Raw genomic sequence first — 15,681 nt, 5'->3', positions numbered from 1 at the left:
AGCGGCTGTCCTGCGCCGCTGCGCATCAGGCAGCCTGTTTCCATGTTCTTCAACGGAGGCCGACCATGTCTTCTGTATCTTCTCTCGTGCCCGCCGCCGAGCTCGTGAAACGCAACGGCAGGCATTATCCGAATGAAAGCGTCGAGTACCGGCAGGCGCGCGACGCGCTGCTCGCCGAGGAAATCGAGCTGCGCCGCCATATCGAACGCGTCGCCGCGCAGCGTCGCATGTTGCCCCCGGGTGGCGATGTGACGGGCGATTACCGCTTCGTCGGCGAAGCAGGGCCCGTCGATTTCGCGGGACTGTTTGGCGACAAGGACACGCTCGCTATCTACAGCTATATGTTCGGGCCGCAGCGCGAGCGTCCATGTCCGATGTGCACGTCGCTGCTGAGCGCATGGGACGGCGAGGCGCGCGACATCGCGCAGCGCATCGCGCTGGCTGTCGTCGCGCGCTCGCCGATCGAACGGCTCGTCGCGTTCAAGAAGGAGCGCGGCTGGCGCGATCTGAAGTTGTATTCGGACGTCAACGGCGAGTACAGCCGCGACTTCGGCGCAATCGGCAGCGAGGGCGGCGACGAGCCGGCGTTTCAGGTGTTTACGCGTCGCGACGGCACGATCCGGCATTTCTATGCGGACGAGATGGGCTTCCCGACAGCCGACCCGGGCCAGGACCCGCGCGGCGCGCCGGATCTGATGCCGATGTGGACGATCTTCGACATGACGCCGGAAGGGCGCGATCCGAACTGGTATCCGAAGCTCGATTACGCGCGGTGAATGGCGCGCGATGAAGGGCGGGCGATGCGGTTGTTGGAGTCGACCGAGCGCGAGCGCATGCGCGCCACCTGGGGCGCGATTTGCGTTCGTCCCGCGTGAATGCTCAGTCCGCGATGCGCCGGTCGGCGAGCGCGCGTTCGCAGTCGCCGAGCACGGCGATCACGAGGCGCGCCTGCGAATCGAGCTCGTCGGTATCGAGGATTTCTTCGACGGCGTCGCGCGCCCAGTCGGCTTCGACGAACGACGCGTGCCGCTGCGCGATGTCGAGTGCGATGGCTGAGAGCTTCGCGACGCACAGCCAGTCCGCTGTGCGGTTATGCCTGTCGAGCCACTTGTGCGCAGCCTCCACATGAAAAGCCGGCGAGGGCCAGGCTTCGTTCAGATACCAGGCACCGAGGCTCCCGCATGTGAGCCAGCAAAGCAGCTCGATGCGGTCGCGTTGGCTCAGAAGATGGCGTACATCACTCATGGCGACGCTCGCGAAGGTAACGGATATGACGTGAGTTCCGCGTAGCAAAGCTCGAACCCGTGTGTACGACAATATCACGACGTTGTGCCTTGCACGACAGGGTTTAACCGGATGTGCGCCTTCTCGCGTGCGTCCGAACGTGTGCTGGCCGACAATCGCGGGCGCTTTCCGATGCTCGCCGTGGCAACTGGCAACTGCATGGACGCCGTGCAGCGCGAGCGCGCGATGCGCCCGTCAGCGAGCACAGGCGTCGCGCGGGTTGGCGGAATCGCGGGGACGGTCGAGCGTGATCATCTGGCCATGATGCAGGACCGTGAACGCGTCGTCGGGCAGGCCGGCTTCGCGGGTCGCTTCGGCGAGTTTTTGGGGCGGTTCGTCGAGCGGCTCGTCGGTCAGCTCGAACGTGCCCCAGTGAATGCCGATGGCCTTTTTTGCATGCACGTCCCCGAAAACCTGCACAGCCTGCTGCGGATCGAGATGCGGCGGCCCCATGAACCAGCGAGGTGCATACGCGCCAATCGGGAGCAGCGCGAGGTCGAAACAGCCGAATGCCGCGCCGATCCGCTTCGCGTCATCGGAATAGCCGGTGTCTCCCGCGAAATACAGCGAGTACGGATGCGCGGCGCCTTCGGGTGTCTTCACGACCCAGCCGCCCCATAGCGTCTCGTTGCGGTCGGTGAGCGTGCGCGCGGACCAGTGCGTCGCGGGCACGAACCAGAAGTGGAGGGCCGCCGCGTCCGTTTCGTCGCCCCAGTCGAGTTCGCGCGCGTTCGTGATGCCCTTGTTCGCGAGCCAGTCCTTGATGCCGAGCGGCACGAGAAAGAGAGGCGGCCCGCCGGGCTGTCCATTCAGTGCCTCGACGCTCTCCGTATCCAGATGATCGTAGTGGCTGTGCGAGATCAGCACGACGTCGATGTGCGGCAACTGGCCGAGCGTCAAGCCGGGCGGCACGCGCCGCTTCGGTCCGAGAAACGTGAACGGCGACGCGCGCTCGGAAAACACGGGGTCGGTCAGGATGTTTGCGCCGCCTATCTGCAGCAGCGTGCTCGCGTGGCCGATCCAGGTCATCGTGTTTTCGCTGCGGTTCGCCTTGATCCATTCGACGTCGGGGTGATCGACGGGAAACGCGTAGCCGTTCGCGGGCGGCGGAGGCAAGCCGTGGATCAGACGGTTCCAGCGCCACTTCCAGAACGAGCCGCGCACGAGCGGCCCGTCGTTGTTCTCGAACCCGTGCTCCGTGCGCGGCGCGTGATGGATGCCCGCTGCGGCGAGGCGCTCCGGCGAAGGCTCGGGCTCCTGCGCGCCCGCGACGCAAGGCGCCGTCGCCAGATGCACGGCGAGCGCGGCGCACAGCAAAGGCAGGCGAAACGGGCGTGGCATCGTCAATGGCTAAATCGGCGCGAAGCGGTCGAACGGCGCGAGCCGGGCAGTGGGGCGGGCATCAGTGTAGATGGACACTGCTTTCTTCGCCGAAGCCGCAGCCGCCGCAGCAGCCGCATCGGCGCGAACGGCTGCAATCCGCTTCATCGGCTCGCCATATCTCGCGAGCAAGGTTGAATCCCGGGTGGATGCACTGGCATTCGTCACGTGCATTGCGGCGCTCATGCACCGGAAAAATTGTGCCGGCAGCGCAATGCAGATGTGAAGTGAAATGCCGCTCGCGGTCGATAAAGGGCATGAATAGCGCTCAAATCGTGCAATTTTTTTCCGAGAGGCCGTGCTGACTGGCCCGATTCAAACCGTCAAAATTGAAAATAAGGCAAAATTCGGGGCATTCGCGTCGGCCTTGGCACTGCCGGCGGCATTTCCCAACCTTTCTCGACCGAGAGCAAAGCGATGAGTAACAAGCAACCTACGATCATCTACACCCTGACCGACGAAGCCCCGCTGCTCGCGACGAGTGCCTTTCTGCCGATCATCCGTACGTTTACCGCGCCTGCTGGCGTCAATGTCGAGACCAGCGACATCTCCGTGGCCGGCCGCATCCTCGGCGAATTCCCGGAATTCCTGACGGAAGAGCAGCGCGTGCCGGACAACCTGGCCGAGCTGGGCCGCCTCACGCAGTTGCCGGACACGAACATCATCAAGCTGCCGAACATCAGCGCGTCGGTGCCGCAACTCGTCAACGCGATCAAGGAACTGCAAGCGAAGGGCTTCAAGGTGCCGGACTATCCGGAAGACCCGAAGACCGACGAAGAAAAGGCGATCCAGAAGCGCTACTCGAAGTGCCTCGGCAGCGCAGTGAACCCGGTCCTGCGCGAAGGCAACTCGGATCGCCGCGCGCCCGCCGCCGTCAAGAACTACGCACGCAAGCACCCGCATAGCATGGGCGAGTGGAGCATGGCGTCGCGCACGCACGTCGCGCACATGAAGCATGGCGACTTCTACCACGGGGAAAAGTCGATCACGCTCGACAAGGCGCGTGACGTCCGCATGGAACTCGTCACGAAGAGCGGCGAGACGATCGTGCTGAAGCCCAAGGTCGCGCTGCAGGACGGCGAGATCATCGACAGCATGTTCATGAGCAAGAAGGCGCTGGTTGCGTTCTACGAAGAGCAGATGGAAGACGCGCGCAAGACGGGCGTGATGCTGTCGCTGCACGTGAAGGCGACGATGATGAAGATCTCGCATCCGATCGTCTTCGGCCACGCGGTCAAGGTGTTCTACAAGGATGCGTTCGCGAAGCACCAGAAGCTCTTCGACGAACTGGGCGTGAACGTGAACAACGGCCTTGTCGATCTGTACACGAAGATCGAAGCGCTGCCGGAATCGAAGCGCGAAGAAGTGATCCGCGACATGCACGCGTGCCACGAGCATCGCCCCGCGCTCGCGATGGTCGATTCGGCCAAGGGAATCTCGAACCTGCACGCGCCGAATGATGTGATCGTCGACGCATCGATGCCCGCGATGATCCGCGCAGGCGGCAAGATGTGGGGCGCCGACGGCCGTCCCGCCGACACGAAGTGCGTGATTCCCGAAAGCACGTTCGCGCGCATCTACCAGGAAATCATCAACTTCTGCAAGACCAACGGCGCGTTCGATCCGAAGACGATGGGCACGGTGCCGAACGTCGGCCTGATGGCGCAGAAGGCCGAAGAGTACGGCTCGCACGACAAGACCTTCGAGATTCCCGAAGACGGCGAAGCGCGCATCGTCGACATCGCGACGGGCGAAGTGCTGGGCGCGCTCACGCAGCAGGTCGAGAAGGGCGACATCTGGCGCATGTGCCAGGTGAAGGACGCGCCGATCCGCGACTGGGTCAAGCTCGCCGTCACGCGCGCGCGCAACTCAGGCATGCCGGCCGTATTCTGGCTCGACCCGTACCGTCCGCACGAAGCCGAGCTGATCAAGAAGGTCGAGACGTACCTGAAGGATCACGACACGTCGGGTCTCGACATCCAGATCATGTCGCAGGTCCGCGCGATGCGTTACTCGCTGGAGCGCGTGATTCGCGGTCTCGACACGATCTCGGTGACGGGCAACATCCTGCGCGACTACCTGACCGACCTGTTCCCGATCATGGAACTGGGCACGTCCGCGAAGATGCTGTCGATCGTTCCGCTGATGGCGGGCGGCGGCATGTACGAAACGGGCGCGGGCGGTTCTGCGCCGAAGCACGTGAAGCAGCTGGTAGAAGAGAATCACCTGCGCTGGGATTCGCTGGGCGAGTTCCTCGCGCTGGCCGTGTCGCTGGAAGAGCTCGGCATCAAGTCGGGCAACGAGAAGGCGAAGGTTCTCGCGAAGACGCTCGACGCTGCAACGGGCAAGCTGCTCGACAACAACAAGAGCCCTTCGCCGAAGACGGGCGAGCTCGACAATCGCGGCAGCCAGTTCTACCTCGCGATGTACTGGGCGCAGGAACTGGCCGCGCAGACGCAGGACGCGGAACTCGCTGCGAAGTTCGCGCCGCTCGCGAAGGTGCTGACGGACAACGAGAAGACAATCGTCGGCGAACTGTCGGACGTGCAGGGCAAGGAAGCGGACATCGGCGGCTACTACAAGCCGGACTTCGCGAAGCTCGACGGCGTGATGCGTCCGAGCAAGACGCTCAATGCCGCGCTGGCTGCCGTGACGGCCTGAGCCGTCGCAGCGTAGCGCTGTGAACGAAGCCCGCGCATTTCGGTGCGCGGGCTTTTTTTCTTGCGGCGACTGCTTTGGCCTGCAACACAGCCGCGAACGCGTGAACCCACTGACTCCGTAGACGCATGCGCGCACAACATCAAGCGTTCTTCGCATCGCTGTCTTTCTCGCGGCTCGCGGACCAGATACTGCTTTTCCTCGTGCCGCTCGTCGTCTTTCAGACCACGCAACAGGCGACGTGGTCGGGAATCGCATTCTTTATCGAGGCGTTCCCGCGCTACATCGTGTTTCCTGTGTGCGGTGCTTTGTGCGATCGCATGTCGCCTGTGAATGTGTTGCGCGTGAGCCAACGTTTTCGCGCGATCGCGTGTGTTGCGGGCATTGCGGGCTTTGGCCTCACGGGCGGAATCGGCTGGCTGATCGCGCTCTCCGCTGTCTGCGGTGCATTGACGAGCCAGGGGCTCGTCGCGCGCGAAGTGCTGCTGCCGCAGGTCTTTACTTCGGAGCGCTTCGAGAAAGTGCTGTCGTATGCGCAGATCGCCGATCAGGTCGGCGTCGTGCTCGGTCCGATGCTCGCGGGTCTGCTGCTCGGCTGGTGGCGCTGGGAGATCGTCGTCGGCGTGGCGGCGCTGCTGTTTTTCGCCGCCGATGGCGCGACGCTGCTGTGGCAGCGCGCGAGCCGCTTCGAATGGACGATGACGGAAAGCGCGCCCGTCGAATGGCTCGCGCCCGTGAAGACGGCGCTCTCGCATGTCGCGCATCTGCCGGGCCTTGGCAGGCTGATTGCGCTCGCCGCCGCCGAAAATCTCGTGATCGGCGTGACGCTCGCGACATCGGCGGCGATGGTGACGGGGCTGCATCGCCGGCCGGATGCGTTCTACGCGTTCGTGCAGACGGCGGGAGCCATTGCGACGATCGTCATTCTGCTGTTGATCGCGAGAGTGCGCATTCCACGCAAAGCGTTGGGCGTCGTGTCGTTTCTCGCGATTCTCGCGGGCGGATTGCTCGCGGGTTCGAGTGCGTCCGTGTGGGGCTATGTTGCGGGTTTTCTGCTGATCGTCGGCTTCGACAAGATGTTCAGCATCTATATTCGCAGCGTGCGTCAGGCGATCATTCCCGCGAAGGATTATGGCAAGACGCTTGGCATCGTCATCATGCTCAACAATCTGACGCAGCCGCTCGCGGGTCTTCTCGTCGGGCTCTTTTCGGGCAACGGGCGGATGAGCGCCGTCGTGGTCGCGATCTCGCTAGGCATGGGCGTGCTCGGCGCGGCGGCTGTGCTTGCAGGCATGCGCAACGAACGAAGGCGCGCGGTATCGCCCGTGCCCCCACTACGCGACCGCTCACCCAACAGCACCGAATGAAAACGCCGATGTCACAACGACGCGTTCATTCGATGCACCACGGAGTGCCACCGACATGGAATCAGACGACGACCTTAAGCATTTCAAAGCACACGGCGCCGCACCACTGCCCGCAGCGGACGAAGAAGGCGTCGTGGACAACGAAGGCGCGCGCATCGCATGGTCGACATACGGCGCAGGCCAGGACGCGATGGCCCGGCCCGTCGTCCTGCTGCATGGCGGCCTCGGACATCGCGGCAACTGGGGCTATCAGGTGCCGGTGCTCGTCGATGCGGGCTACCGCGCGATCCTGATCGACAGCCGCGGGCACGGACGCAGCACGCGCGATGCGCAGCCCTACAGCTACGAGCTGATGGCCACCGACGTGCTCGCCGTACTCGATGCGCTGCATGTGCAGAAGGCCGCGTTCGTCGGCTGGAGCGACGGCGCATGCACCGCGCTGGTCCTGGCCCGCCACGCGCCCGAGCGGGTCGCGGGCGTGTTCTTTTTCGCGTGCAACGTGGACCCGGACGGCGCAAAGGAATTCGTGCCGACGCCCGTGATCGAACGCTGCTTCAAGCGGCATCGGGAAGACTACAAGACGCTGTCCGCGACACCCGACGATTTCGATGCGTTCGTCGCCGCCGTCAGCGAGATGCAGCGCACGCAGCCCAGCTACTCGGCCGACGATCTCGCCGGAATCGGCGTGCGCGTCGTCGTGGCGATCGGCGAGAACGACGAATTCATCAGGCAGGAGCACGCCGCGTATCTCGCGCAAACCATTCCCGACGCCGAACTGATCGTGCTGCCGAACGTCAGCCATTTCGCGCCGCTGCAAAGGCCGGCGCTGTTCAATGGCGTGATCGAGCGCTTCGCGGGAACGGTGTTCGCGCCGGAGAGCTAGTTTTCGACGCGAGCGGAGAGCGGGTGAGCGCCGCGCTTCGTTCGTCGCCTACTCGTTCTTCGCGCCCGCCGCCATGTCTTCGTCTTTCTCCCATCCGCCGCCGAGCGCAAGGAACAGGTTCACCTGATCGATCGCTACCTGGCCATCGGCGGCCGCCACTTGCGCGGCGACGCTCGTGAGCGTGCGCGTCGCGTCGAGATCGTCGATGAACGACTCGCGGCCCGCGGCATACAGCCGGTGCGTTTCGTCCGCCGACTGCACGGCCGATTTGTACGCGGTGCGCAGCGCATCGGCACGCGTCGTGTCGGATGCGTAGGTGGACAGGCTCGTCTGCGTTTCGCGCAGCGCGTTCAGCACGACGCCGTCGAAGTGCGCGAGCGCGCCGCCCGTCGATGCCTCCGCTTCGTGCACGCGAGCCCGTTGCCCGTTGATCGGGAAAGTCCAGCTGATCAGCGGGCCGAATGCCCAGCGGTTCGTCGTCGCGCCCAACAGGTCTTCGGCGACGCCGACCGAGCCCACCGACGCGCCGAAGCTCACGGACGGATACAGCGCGGCCGTCGCGACGCCGATGCGCGCCGTCGACGACGCCAGTTGCCGCTCGGCCTGGCGCACGTCGGGGCGGCGTTTGAGCAGCGCGGCGCCATCGCCGACGGGAATCGGCTGCGTCAGATGCGGCACCTTGTTACATGCGAGGGCGGCAGGCGGCAGATCCGACGGCGCGCGCGCAAGCAGCATCGCGAGCCGGTACTGCGCCGCGCGGCGGCGCGCGACGAAGCGCGGGATGTCGGCGGCGAGCGTGTCGGCTTGCGTTTGTCCGCGCGTGACGTCCGGCTGGTTGCCGCGCCCCGCGTCGCGCAACCGCTGCGTGAGCTTGACTCGCTGCCGCTGCAACGACAGCGATTGCTGCGCGATCTTCAGTTCGTCGGCGGCCGAGCACGATTCGACATACGCGCGCACGACATCCGCAACCACCGTGATGCGCGCGAGATCGCTCGCGGCTTCGACGGCTTCGTCGTCGGCCTTCGCGGCCTCGACGCCGCGCCGCAGCTTGCCGAACAGATCGATTTCATACGACACGCTCAGATCGAGCGCGCCTTCCGTGACGACGGGAAGCTTCTCCGTCAGCAGATACTGCTCGGCCGATTCCTGCGCGCGCTGGAAAGCCGCCGACGTCTTGCCGGAAAATCCGCCCTGTTCGTTCGCGAACTCGACTTGCGCACGCGAGCGCGCGAGATTGGCCGCGGCGACGCGCAAATCGGTATTCGACGCGAGCGCCTGCGTGACCAGCTGATCGAGCACGGGGTCGTCGTACAGACGCCACCACTTCGACGGCACGGGCTGTTGCGTGACGGGCGCATTGTCCGCGCCGTCGATGGCCGCGTTCGCATAGGGCGCGTTGACCATCGCGTTGTCGGGCAGCTTGTAGTTCGGGCCGACCGTCATGCAGCCACTCAGCGCCAGCGCGACGGGAAGCAGGGCGGGCAGCCACGCGCGGCCGGCGCGCGCTGCCGTCATGAACGGATTGCGTTTCATCGTGATGCGCCCGAAGCAGGTTGCGTTGCGCTGGATTGCGACGCGCTCGCGACAGAAGAGGCCGAAGCGGATGCAGAGGCCGAAGGCGCCGATGCCGCAACCGTATCCGAAGCCGCATGCCTTCCAATCGACGGCCCGAGTCCACGCACCGATACCGTCGCCGTGCGGCCCGCGATCATGCGGAAGTCGGCGGGAATCTCGTCGAGCGCGACGCGCACGGGAATGCGCTGCGCGAGACGCACCCAGCTGAACGCCGGGTTCACGTTCGGCAGCAGGTTGGGGCTTTGCTGGCGGTCGCGGTCCTCGATCGCGGCGACGATGCTCTGCACGTGTCCGCGCAATACGTTCGGCTCGCCCATCACCTTGATGTCGACGGGCTGGCCGATGTCGATGCCGTGCAGCTTCGTTTCCTCGAAGTAGCCGTCGACGCGAAACGAGTGCATGTCCACCACCGACAGCACCGCGCGCCCCGCCGACACGAACTCGCCGACGCGCGGCGCGCGGTCGTTCAGATAGCCGTCGACGGGGCTCACGATCACCGTGCGCTGCAGGTTCAAACGCGCCGTATCGATTGCGACTTCGGCGTCGGCGAGCGCGGCGGCCGCCTGCTCGACACGCGAGTGCGTCTCTTCGACGGATTCGCGCGCGACGAGATTGCCTAGCGCGCGGTTGCGCGCGTCTTCGCGGCGCGCCTGATCGAGCGTCGCGCGGCGCTGCTGCGCGGTGGCCTGCGCATTGCGCAGCGCAAGCTCGTAGCGCGCCTGGTCGATCACGAAGAGCACCTCGCCGCGCTTGACCTCCTGGTTGTCCGCGACCTTCACTTGCGTGATGAGCCCGGACACGTCGGGCGCAACCTGGATGACGTCGGCGCGCACGTGGCCGTCGCGCGTCCAGGGCGCGAACATGTAGTAGTCGACGAGCTTCCACAGCACGGCGGCGGCAATCGCGACGACGATGAGAGTGAGCAGGATCTGCCCGACGGAGAACCAGGTTTTTTTCACGTTATGAGCCGGTGCGAAACGATGACGACAAGCCCCAGCACGAGTACATAAATGCCGAGGTCGAAAATGGAACGGTGCCAGATGAAGCGATAGACGCCGATGCGCGCAAGCACGGTGCGGATCGCCAGATTCAGCAGATAGGCGATGAACATCAGCACCAGCACGGCGGGCACGAATACGCCGAGAACGTCGATTTCGCCGATCATGTGCGTCGACCGAATGAAAAGGGTTGAGTGGCCATCAGGCGGGCGTCTCCTCTTGCGCGGACGGGTTGCCGCCCGGCGCCGTGTGCGGCGGGTGCAGCGAAAGGCGCATGCCGACGAGCGCATGCAGCGTGTCGCGCAGCCAGCGTTCGGCAGGCGGGGCAGTGCGGCTTTGTCCGTCGCCTTGCGTGGGCGCCGGGCCGCCTTGCGCCTCTTCGATGCTGCGCGCCGTCACGCGCGCGACGGCGGCATCGATCGCATCGATCAGCGCAGGCGGAACCGGCTGCCGCGCGCGCCGCGCGATGCATTGCTCGAAATACTGCCGCACGCCTGAAAGCACGTCATCGATGGTGTCCTGCAAGTCGCCTGTCAGCTTGCGGCGCGTGCGCCGAAGGTCCAGCGCGTTCAGGGCGACGCGAAAATCGCGGAAGCTCTCGATCGACGGATGACGGTGCGAATCGGTTGCCGCGTGACGCGGCAGCAGTTGCATCAGCCGGTCGAGCATGCGCGCGTACAGATTGCGCTGGTCCTCGATCGCGGCCGTCGATGCGCTCACCACGACATCGGACCACGCAGAGCGCGTGAGCCGCTCAGTCGCGAGTTCGGCGCCGAAAGGACGCGTCGCGCGCGTCCAGACGAACGCGAACAGCAGGCCCCCGACGCCCGCCAGGTTGCTGTTGAGAAACACGAAGAAGTCGGCTTCGTAAGCGCTCTGAATGCTGATGAACGTGGCCGTGTTGACGGCGACGAGCATCGTCACGAGATTGAACTGCGGGCGCGGAATCAGCGTGCCGATGATCAGGAACGGCCCGGCGAAGATCACGACCAGCATCGCGAAGTCGTGCACGTGCGGCAGCACCGCGAACACGTACAGGCCCGCGAACACGACGCTTGCGCAGGTCGAAAGAAAGAACTTGAAGACGGCGGGCGCCGGCTCGTCGAGCGCGGCGAAGAAGCAGCACGACACGGCCGCGAGCGTCACGGCGCCCGCGCCGTCGTTCCAGCCCGACGCGATCCACAGTCCGCAGGCGAGTATGATCGCGCCGACTGCGGACGCCGTCGAAAACAGCATCATCCCGCGATCGAAGAAGCGCTCGGTGCCGCCCAGGCGCCAGTGACGAAAGCGCGGCCGCCACTGCGCCGTTTCATGGACGATGCTTGCGCGCAGACTGCGTATGTCCTGCCACACATCGACGACCTGGCCCAGACGCCAGAGCGCGTTCGAGAGCAGCGCGACATTCCAGCTTGCAAGCGATGCCGCGTGCGGCTTCATCGCGGCGATGCGCTCGCGCAGCGCTTCTGCCTCGCGGTCGGGTTCGTCGGCGTGCTTCGCTTCGAGTGCGGGCGAGCGGATCCACTGCGCGACATCCGCGAGCAGCGCCGCGACTTCGGGCGGTTGCGTGCCGCTCTCGCGCATCAGTTCGATCAGCGGATCGGCCATCGACGAAATCAGTGGCAGAAAGATCTGCATGCGACCTTGCAACGCGCGCGCGCGGCGCAGAATGTCGGGACGCGTGTGGTCGTAGGTCAACTGGCTCAACAGGAATTCGAGCCCGTTGACGGTCGCGGCGAGCCGCTGGCGCGAAGCCGAAATCGACGCGCCCGCGATGTGGCCGGACAGCGTCTCGCTCGCGTAGAACGCGGCATCGCGGAACCACGCGTCGGTGCGCTCGATCAGCGTCGGCGCGAGGCGGCTCGGAAACACGACGCTGCCCACGATGCTCGCCACCACGATGCCGAGCAAGATCTCTTCGGTACGCGTGATCGCGAGATCGAACACGGTCGTCGGATTGGTGACGGCGGGCAACGCGATCAACGGCAGCGTATAGCCTGCGAGCAGGAACACATAGCTGCGCGCGGAGCGGTCGTTCATCGACAGATAGAGCAGGGTGCCCGTCCACAACGCGACGATCACGCTGAACAGAAACGGCGACTCGACGAACGGCGGCACGATCAGCACGGCGCCCGCCGCGCCGATCGCCGTGCCGAGCGCGCGATACAGCGCTTTCGAGCGCGTCGCGCCGACGAACGGATTCGACACGATGTAGACGGTCGCCATCGCCCAGTACGGGCGCGGCAGTTCGAGCGCAAGGCCGATGTACAGCGCGATCATCGCGGCCGCGAACGTCTTGGCGGAGAACAGCCAGTCGCGGGCTGAGGGATAGACCATGGCGCTTACGCTTTGCCTTTGCTGCCGGCGCGGTCCGGCGCGTGCGCCGATGTGGAGTCGTCGCCGGCCGTGGCCCTGTCGGATATGGGCGGCGTCGTGGTTGCGTCCAGCGATGCGTTGAACGCATTCAGCACGCGCAGCGTCGTCTCCAGGTCCTCGCGGCTCACGCCTTTGAGCACGCGCGCGCGCAGGTCCATCAGACGCTCTTCCATGCGCGCGGTGACGGCGCGGCCTTCGTCGGTCAGCGTGATGGTTTTCGCGCGCTTGTCGTCGGGGTCTTCGTCGCGGCGCACGAGACCCGCCGCGCATAGCTGGTCGAGCAGACGCACGAGCGATGGTCCTTCGATGCCGACTTGCTCCGCGAGCGTCACCTGGCGCACCGCCTCGCCGAGCCGGTTGGCCGTCAGCAGCGGACCCGCGCAGGCTTCCGACACGTTGTACGCGGACAGCACGCTATGGCTCGTGCGGCGCCAGCGGCGCGCGGCGACGACCAGCGTGCTGCTGACGGAGCGGCGCAAGAGATGGAGATTAGCCATGGGGCGGGATTGTATGTCGGTTTTTATTCGTTAGCATCCTATCGACCCACAATTTTTAAGGAAATACTTCAAAATCTTTTCTCCGTGTGATGAGAGGCGCCGAAGCGCGCGGGCGGGGCCGTCGAAGGGACGCTAGCCGCGATTCTGGCATCGGCATGTGACGCGGTTTGTGCCTGTGTCGCGCATCGTCTGCCCGGCGTGGTTGCGGTGGAAAAAATTGCCAGCCGCCCATGCAAACAGGGTATTAACGAGGAAGTTATTCTTCGGTCTCGTCGCAGTGCCGGGCGCCCGCCTGGACCATTGATAATCGTTCATCTAGCGTCTTGCTGGGTGCTTCAGATGATTGCCGCGCAGCTCCATGCCCGCGTTGCGCAAACGCGCGACGTGCGCCGACAAAAGCGAATCGTTTTCACGCGGCCCAAACTTTCGAAAGAATCGTTTTTATTTCGGAGGTGCCCTGCGCATACAACGCGCGCCTGCCGATATCCAGCCAGTGGAACACCACTGACACAAGTGGAAAGAACTACCGCATCGTTTTCGTATTGAACTCCCGTCAGCCCGCGCGCAAATGCGCTCACTCGATGGAGCACCGTCGATGGCCGCGTCAGCGATAGAGTGAACGCCATTAATAAGGATGGCGAAATATATCGGACGGACCGTCGATTTTCTTCAACGCGCACGCTGCACTCAGATATCAAAGCTTTTCGCCGGGCACGACCTGGCAGTGGATTTTTTTGTCATGGTCAAACGACGTCAATTCCTCGGTTTACTGACCGCACTGGGCGGCGCTCACGTGCTGAGCGCATGCGGCGGAGGCGGCGGCTCGGGAGGGGGCGAGGACGGCGCGACCGGCGTTAGCGCCAACAGCACGACGGGCGCCGGGACGACAACAGGTGCGTCCGCGACGACAACGGCGGCGTCAGGCAGCGCAGCCGTGACCGCCGCGGCCGGAAACAGCAAGACGCCCGCTTCGACGAATGGCGCAACGACGGGTTCGTCGAACGGAAAGGATTCGGCCTCATCCAGCGGAACGAACACGGGATCATCGAGCGACACATCGACGGGATCGCCGAACGGCACGGCGATTCCGCCTGCCGCTTCGATCACCGACAATCAGGCCGCCGTCTGGACGCTCGTCGATGGATCGGTCTACCGCAACGGCATAGCAGCGGGCAACACGTACAACGTGACGTTGCTGCTGTGGTACGGCGGCGCCGTCTATCACCAGGGCACGGGCGGGCAATTCTATGGATGGAACGGCACGACCTGGTTCGCGTGCATCGATCCGCGCCTGGGCGGCACGTCCGTGGACGGCACGACGATTCCCGCGTCGCCGTACATCATCGACAAGGCCGGCGCGCTGTGGACGGTGGCAAACGGCGTCGTCCTTCGCAACAACGCGGCCGTCGGCGTGACGTCCAACGTGTCGATGCTCCTGTGGTATGGCGGCAAGCTCTGGTATCGGTCGACGGACGGGCTGTTCCACGTGTGCAGCGATATCGACCAGTGGATGCCGTGCAGCGATCCGCGCATCGCCGTCGCGGCGACGAGCGGCACGTTCCACGGCATCAACGGGCATTACGACTATCGCTACACGCCGGCCCAGATCGTGACGATCATGCGGAACATGGGCTGCTCGACATACCGCGTCGGCTGCATCGACGATCCGACTTCGCTCGGCGCGGTCGTCAGTCTCGCGCAGGCGTTCCAGGCCGCGGGGCTGACGCTGTTCGTGCTGGTCAATCTCGGCATCCGCGATTCGAACGGCTTGCCGTTCGCGAGCGAATCGGCGGCGTACAACCGCGGATATTCATGCGGCGCAACAGTCGCGCGCGCGCTCGCACCGTATGGCGTCGTGATGTACGAATGCGGAAACGAATTGACGCGCGACGGCGCGATCATCCTCGACTCGACCAACGCGGGCACGAAAGCGGTCGACTTCAGCAACGTCAACTGGCCGATCATGCGCGGCGTGATGCGCGGAATGATCGACGGCGTGAAGTCGGCGCAAGCCAATGCGAAATGCGGGATCAACTTCTGCGTAGCGGACATCGGCGCCGCCGATGCGTTGTGGGACGGCAAGCAGCCGGACGGCACGAGCGGCCATCCGATGGTGCGATGGGATCTGACGACGTGGCACAACTACGAGGTGTACGGCGACATCTTCGATATCGGCTCCGACGGCTCGGGGCCCGGCTTCGATCTGCCGACTTACTGCAAGGCGCGTTATGGCGTGCCGTTCCTGCTGACCGAGTGGAACACCGGGCCGGAGAAGAGCCAGTCGTATCGCGCGAGCTACATCACGTCGCATTACGCGACTTACTACGAGGCGAGAAAGACGAAGAATATCCAGTCCGTGATGTACTACGTGCTCGATAGCGGCGATACGACATACGGCCTCATGATCGACGGTGCGCCAGTTAATCTGCCGTATAACGCGTTTGTCGGGTTTGTTGCGGGGCACGCGGATAACTAGGGTGTGCGTAGACGGCGCTGATTTTGGGGATCGGCGCTGGTTGTTTTTTTGATTTTACATAAGACAAATTATCAACCATCTGTCTGTAGCTCCCAGATAGAATGTCTGATTCCTGCTCCTGATACAACGCATGCTGCCGCGTGGCGTCTGCGCGGCACGCTGCGTCCTTTCGTCACCACATCGGTCGAAT

General features: G+C 64.7%; 13 protein-coding genes. 5 read left to right on the top strand and 8 right to left on the bottom strand.

Going from position 1 to position 15,681, the window contains the following annotated elements:
• Window positions 1-65: 65 nt before the first annotated feature.
• Window positions 66-776: a DUF899 family protein gene (locus AABE10_RS12970; RefSeq protein WP_342933638.1), complete on the top strand. Its 711-nt coding sequence runs from the start codon at window positions 66-68 to the stop codon at window positions 774-776.
• A gap of 103 nt (window positions 777-879) precedes the next feature.
• Here AABE10_RS12970 and AABE10_RS12965 read toward each other — a convergent pair whose 3' ends face one another.
• The 3 genes from AABE10_RS12965 to AABE10_RS12955 all read right to left on the bottom strand — a co-directional run bounded on the left by AABE10_RS12965 (window position 880) and on the right by AABE10_RS12955 (window position 2,838).
• Window positions 880-1,245: a hypothetical protein gene (locus tag AABE10_RS12965; RefSeq protein ID WP_342933637.1), complete on the bottom strand. Its 366-nt coding sequence runs from the start codon at window positions 1,243-1,245 to the stop codon at window positions 880-882.
• Window positions 1,246-1,479: 234 nt separating this feature from the next.
• Window positions 1,480-2,625 (bottom strand): MBL fold metallo-hydrolase, encoded by a 1,146-nt coding sequence (locus AABE10_RS12960; RefSeq protein WP_342933860.1) that lies wholly within the window; start codon window positions 2,623-2,625, stop codon window positions 1,480-1,482.
• 9 nt (window positions 2,626-2,634) lie between these two features.
• A complete protein-coding gene (locus AABE10_RS12955; protein WP_342933636.1) occupies window positions 2,635-2,838 on the bottom strand; it encodes a hypothetical protein in 204 nt (67 codons plus the stop codon).
• 243 nt (window positions 2,839-3,081) lie between these two features.
• Here AABE10_RS12955 and AABE10_RS12950 point away from each other — a divergent pair, with 243 nt between their 5' ends.
• From AABE10_RS12950 to AABE10_RS12940, 3 genes are all read left to right on the top strand, one after another.
• A complete protein-coding gene (locus AABE10_RS12950; RefSeq protein ID WP_342933635.1) occupies window positions 3,082-5,325 on the top strand; it encodes an NADP-dependent isocitrate dehydrogenase in 2,244 nt (747 codons plus the stop codon).
• Between the two features lie 125 nt (window positions 5,326-5,450).
• Complete coding sequence (locus tag AABE10_RS12945) at window positions 5,451-6,689, top strand: MFS transporter (RefSeq protein ID WP_342933634.1); 1,239 nt, start codon at window positions 5,451-5,453, stop codon at window positions 6,687-6,689.
• Window positions 6,690-6,744: 55 nt separating this feature from the next.
• Window positions 6,745-7,572: an alpha/beta hydrolase gene (locus AABE10_RS12940; protein WP_342933633.1), complete on the top strand. Its 828-nt coding sequence runs from the start codon at window positions 6,745-6,747 to the stop codon at window positions 7,570-7,572.
• Between the two features lie 48 nt (window positions 7,573-7,620).
• Here AABE10_RS12940 and AABE10_RS12935 read toward each other — a convergent pair whose 3' ends face one another.
• Genes AABE10_RS12935 through AABE10_RS12915 form a run of 5 tightly spaced genes read right to left on the bottom strand, consistent with a single transcriptional unit; the run spans window position 7,621 to window position 13,015 of the window.
• A complete protein-coding gene (locus AABE10_RS12935; RefSeq protein ID WP_342933632.1) occupies window positions 7,621-9,105 on the bottom strand; it encodes an efflux transporter outer membrane subunit in 1,485 nt (494 codons plus the stop codon).
• Window positions 9,102-10,106 (bottom strand): HlyD family secretion protein, encoded by a 1,005-nt coding sequence (locus AABE10_RS12930; protein WP_342933631.1) that lies wholly within the window; start codon window positions 10,104-10,106, stop codon window positions 9,102-9,104. The genes AABE10_RS12935 and AABE10_RS12930 overlap by 4 nt, the downstream gene beginning before the upstream one ends.
• Window positions 10,103-10,312 carry a DUF1656 domain-containing protein gene (locus AABE10_RS12925; RefSeq protein WP_087737541.1) on the bottom strand — a complete coding sequence of 70 codons (210 nt, stop codon included), beginning with the start codon at window positions 10,310-10,312 and terminating at the stop codon, window positions 10,103-10,105. The genes AABE10_RS12930 and AABE10_RS12925 overlap by 4 nt, the downstream gene beginning before the upstream one ends.
• 34 nt (window positions 10,313-10,346) lie before the next feature.
• Window positions 10,347-12,479 carry an FUSC family protein gene (locus AABE10_RS12920; protein WP_342933630.1) on the bottom strand — a complete coding sequence of 711 codons (2,133 nt, stop codon included), beginning with the start codon at window positions 12,477-12,479 and terminating at the stop codon, window positions 10,347-10,349.
• Window positions 12,480-12,484: 5 nt separating this feature from the next.
• On the bottom strand, window positions 12,485-13,015 hold the full coding sequence (locus AABE10_RS12915; protein ID WP_342933629.1) for a MarR family winged helix-turn-helix transcriptional regulator: 531 nt from the start codon (window positions 13,013-13,015) through the stop codon (window positions 12,485-12,487).
• A gap of 739 nt (window positions 13,016-13,754) precedes the next feature.
• Between AABE10_RS12915 and AABE10_RS12910 the strand changes: the two genes are divergently transcribed.
• Window positions 13,755-15,491, top strand: a complete 1,737-nt coding sequence (locus AABE10_RS12910) for a hypothetical protein (RefSeq protein WP_342933628.1) — start codon at window positions 13,755-13,757, stop codon at window positions 15,489-15,491.
• The last annotated feature ends 190 nt before the right edge of the window (window positions 15,492-15,681 follow it).

Source organism: Paraburkholderia diazotrophica (assembly GCF_038900755.1).
Lineage (GTDB): Bacteria > Pseudomonadota > Gammaproteobacteria > Burkholderiales > Burkholderiaceae > Paraburkholderia > Paraburkholderia diazotrophica_A.
Note: the sequence above shows the minus strand (reverse complement) of the source record. Positions and strands in the feature narration are given on the sequence as shown.

Excerpts from the sequence above, each read along its gene's own strand:
- AABE10_RS12970 (WP_342933638.1), top strand. The coding sequence starts at position 66 with ATGTCTTCTGTATCTTCTCTCGTGCCCGCCGCCGAGCTCGTGAAACGC.
- AABE10_RS12965 (WP_342933637.1), bottom strand. The coding sequence starts at position 1,245 with ATGAGTGATGTACGCCATCTTCTGAGCCAACGCGACCGCATCGAGCTG.
- AABE10_RS12960 (WP_342933860.1), bottom strand. The coding sequence starts at position 2,625 with ATGCCACGCCCGTTTCGCCTGCCTTTGCTGTGCGCCGCGCTCGCCGTG.
- AABE10_RS12955 (WP_342933636.1), bottom strand. The coding sequence starts at position 2,838 with ATGCACGTGACGAATGCCAGTGCATCCACCCGGGATTCAACCTTGCTC.
- AABE10_RS12950 (WP_342933635.1), top strand. The coding sequence starts at position 3,082 with ATGAGTAACAAGCAACCTACGATCATCTACACCCTGACCGACGAAGCC.
- AABE10_RS12945 (WP_342933634.1), top strand. The coding sequence starts at position 5,451 with ATGCGCGCACAACATCAAGCGTTCTTCGCATCGCTGTCTTTCTCGCGG.
- AABE10_RS12940 (WP_342933633.1), top strand. The coding sequence starts at position 6,745 with ATGGAATCAGACGACGACCTTAAGCATTTCAAAGCACACGGCGCCGCA.
- AABE10_RS12935 (WP_342933632.1), bottom strand. The coding sequence starts at position 9,105 with ATGAAACGCAATCCGTTCATGACGGCAGCGCGCGCCGGCCGCGCGTGG.
- AABE10_RS12925 (WP_087737541.1), bottom strand. The coding sequence starts at position 10,312 with ATGATCGGCGAAATCGACGTTCTCGGCGTATTCGTGCCCGCCGTGCTG.
- AABE10_RS12920 (WP_342933630.1), bottom strand. The coding sequence starts at position 12,479 with ATGGTCTATCCCTCAGCCCGCGACTGGCTGTTCTCCGCCAAGACGTTC.
- AABE10_RS12915 (WP_342933629.1), bottom strand. The coding sequence starts at position 13,015 with ATGGCTAATCTCCATCTCTTGCGCCGCTCCGTCAGCAGCACGCTGGTC.
- AABE10_RS12910 (WP_342933628.1), top strand. The coding sequence starts at position 13,755 with ATGGTCAAACGACGTCAATTCCTCGGTTTACTGACCGCACTGGGCGGC.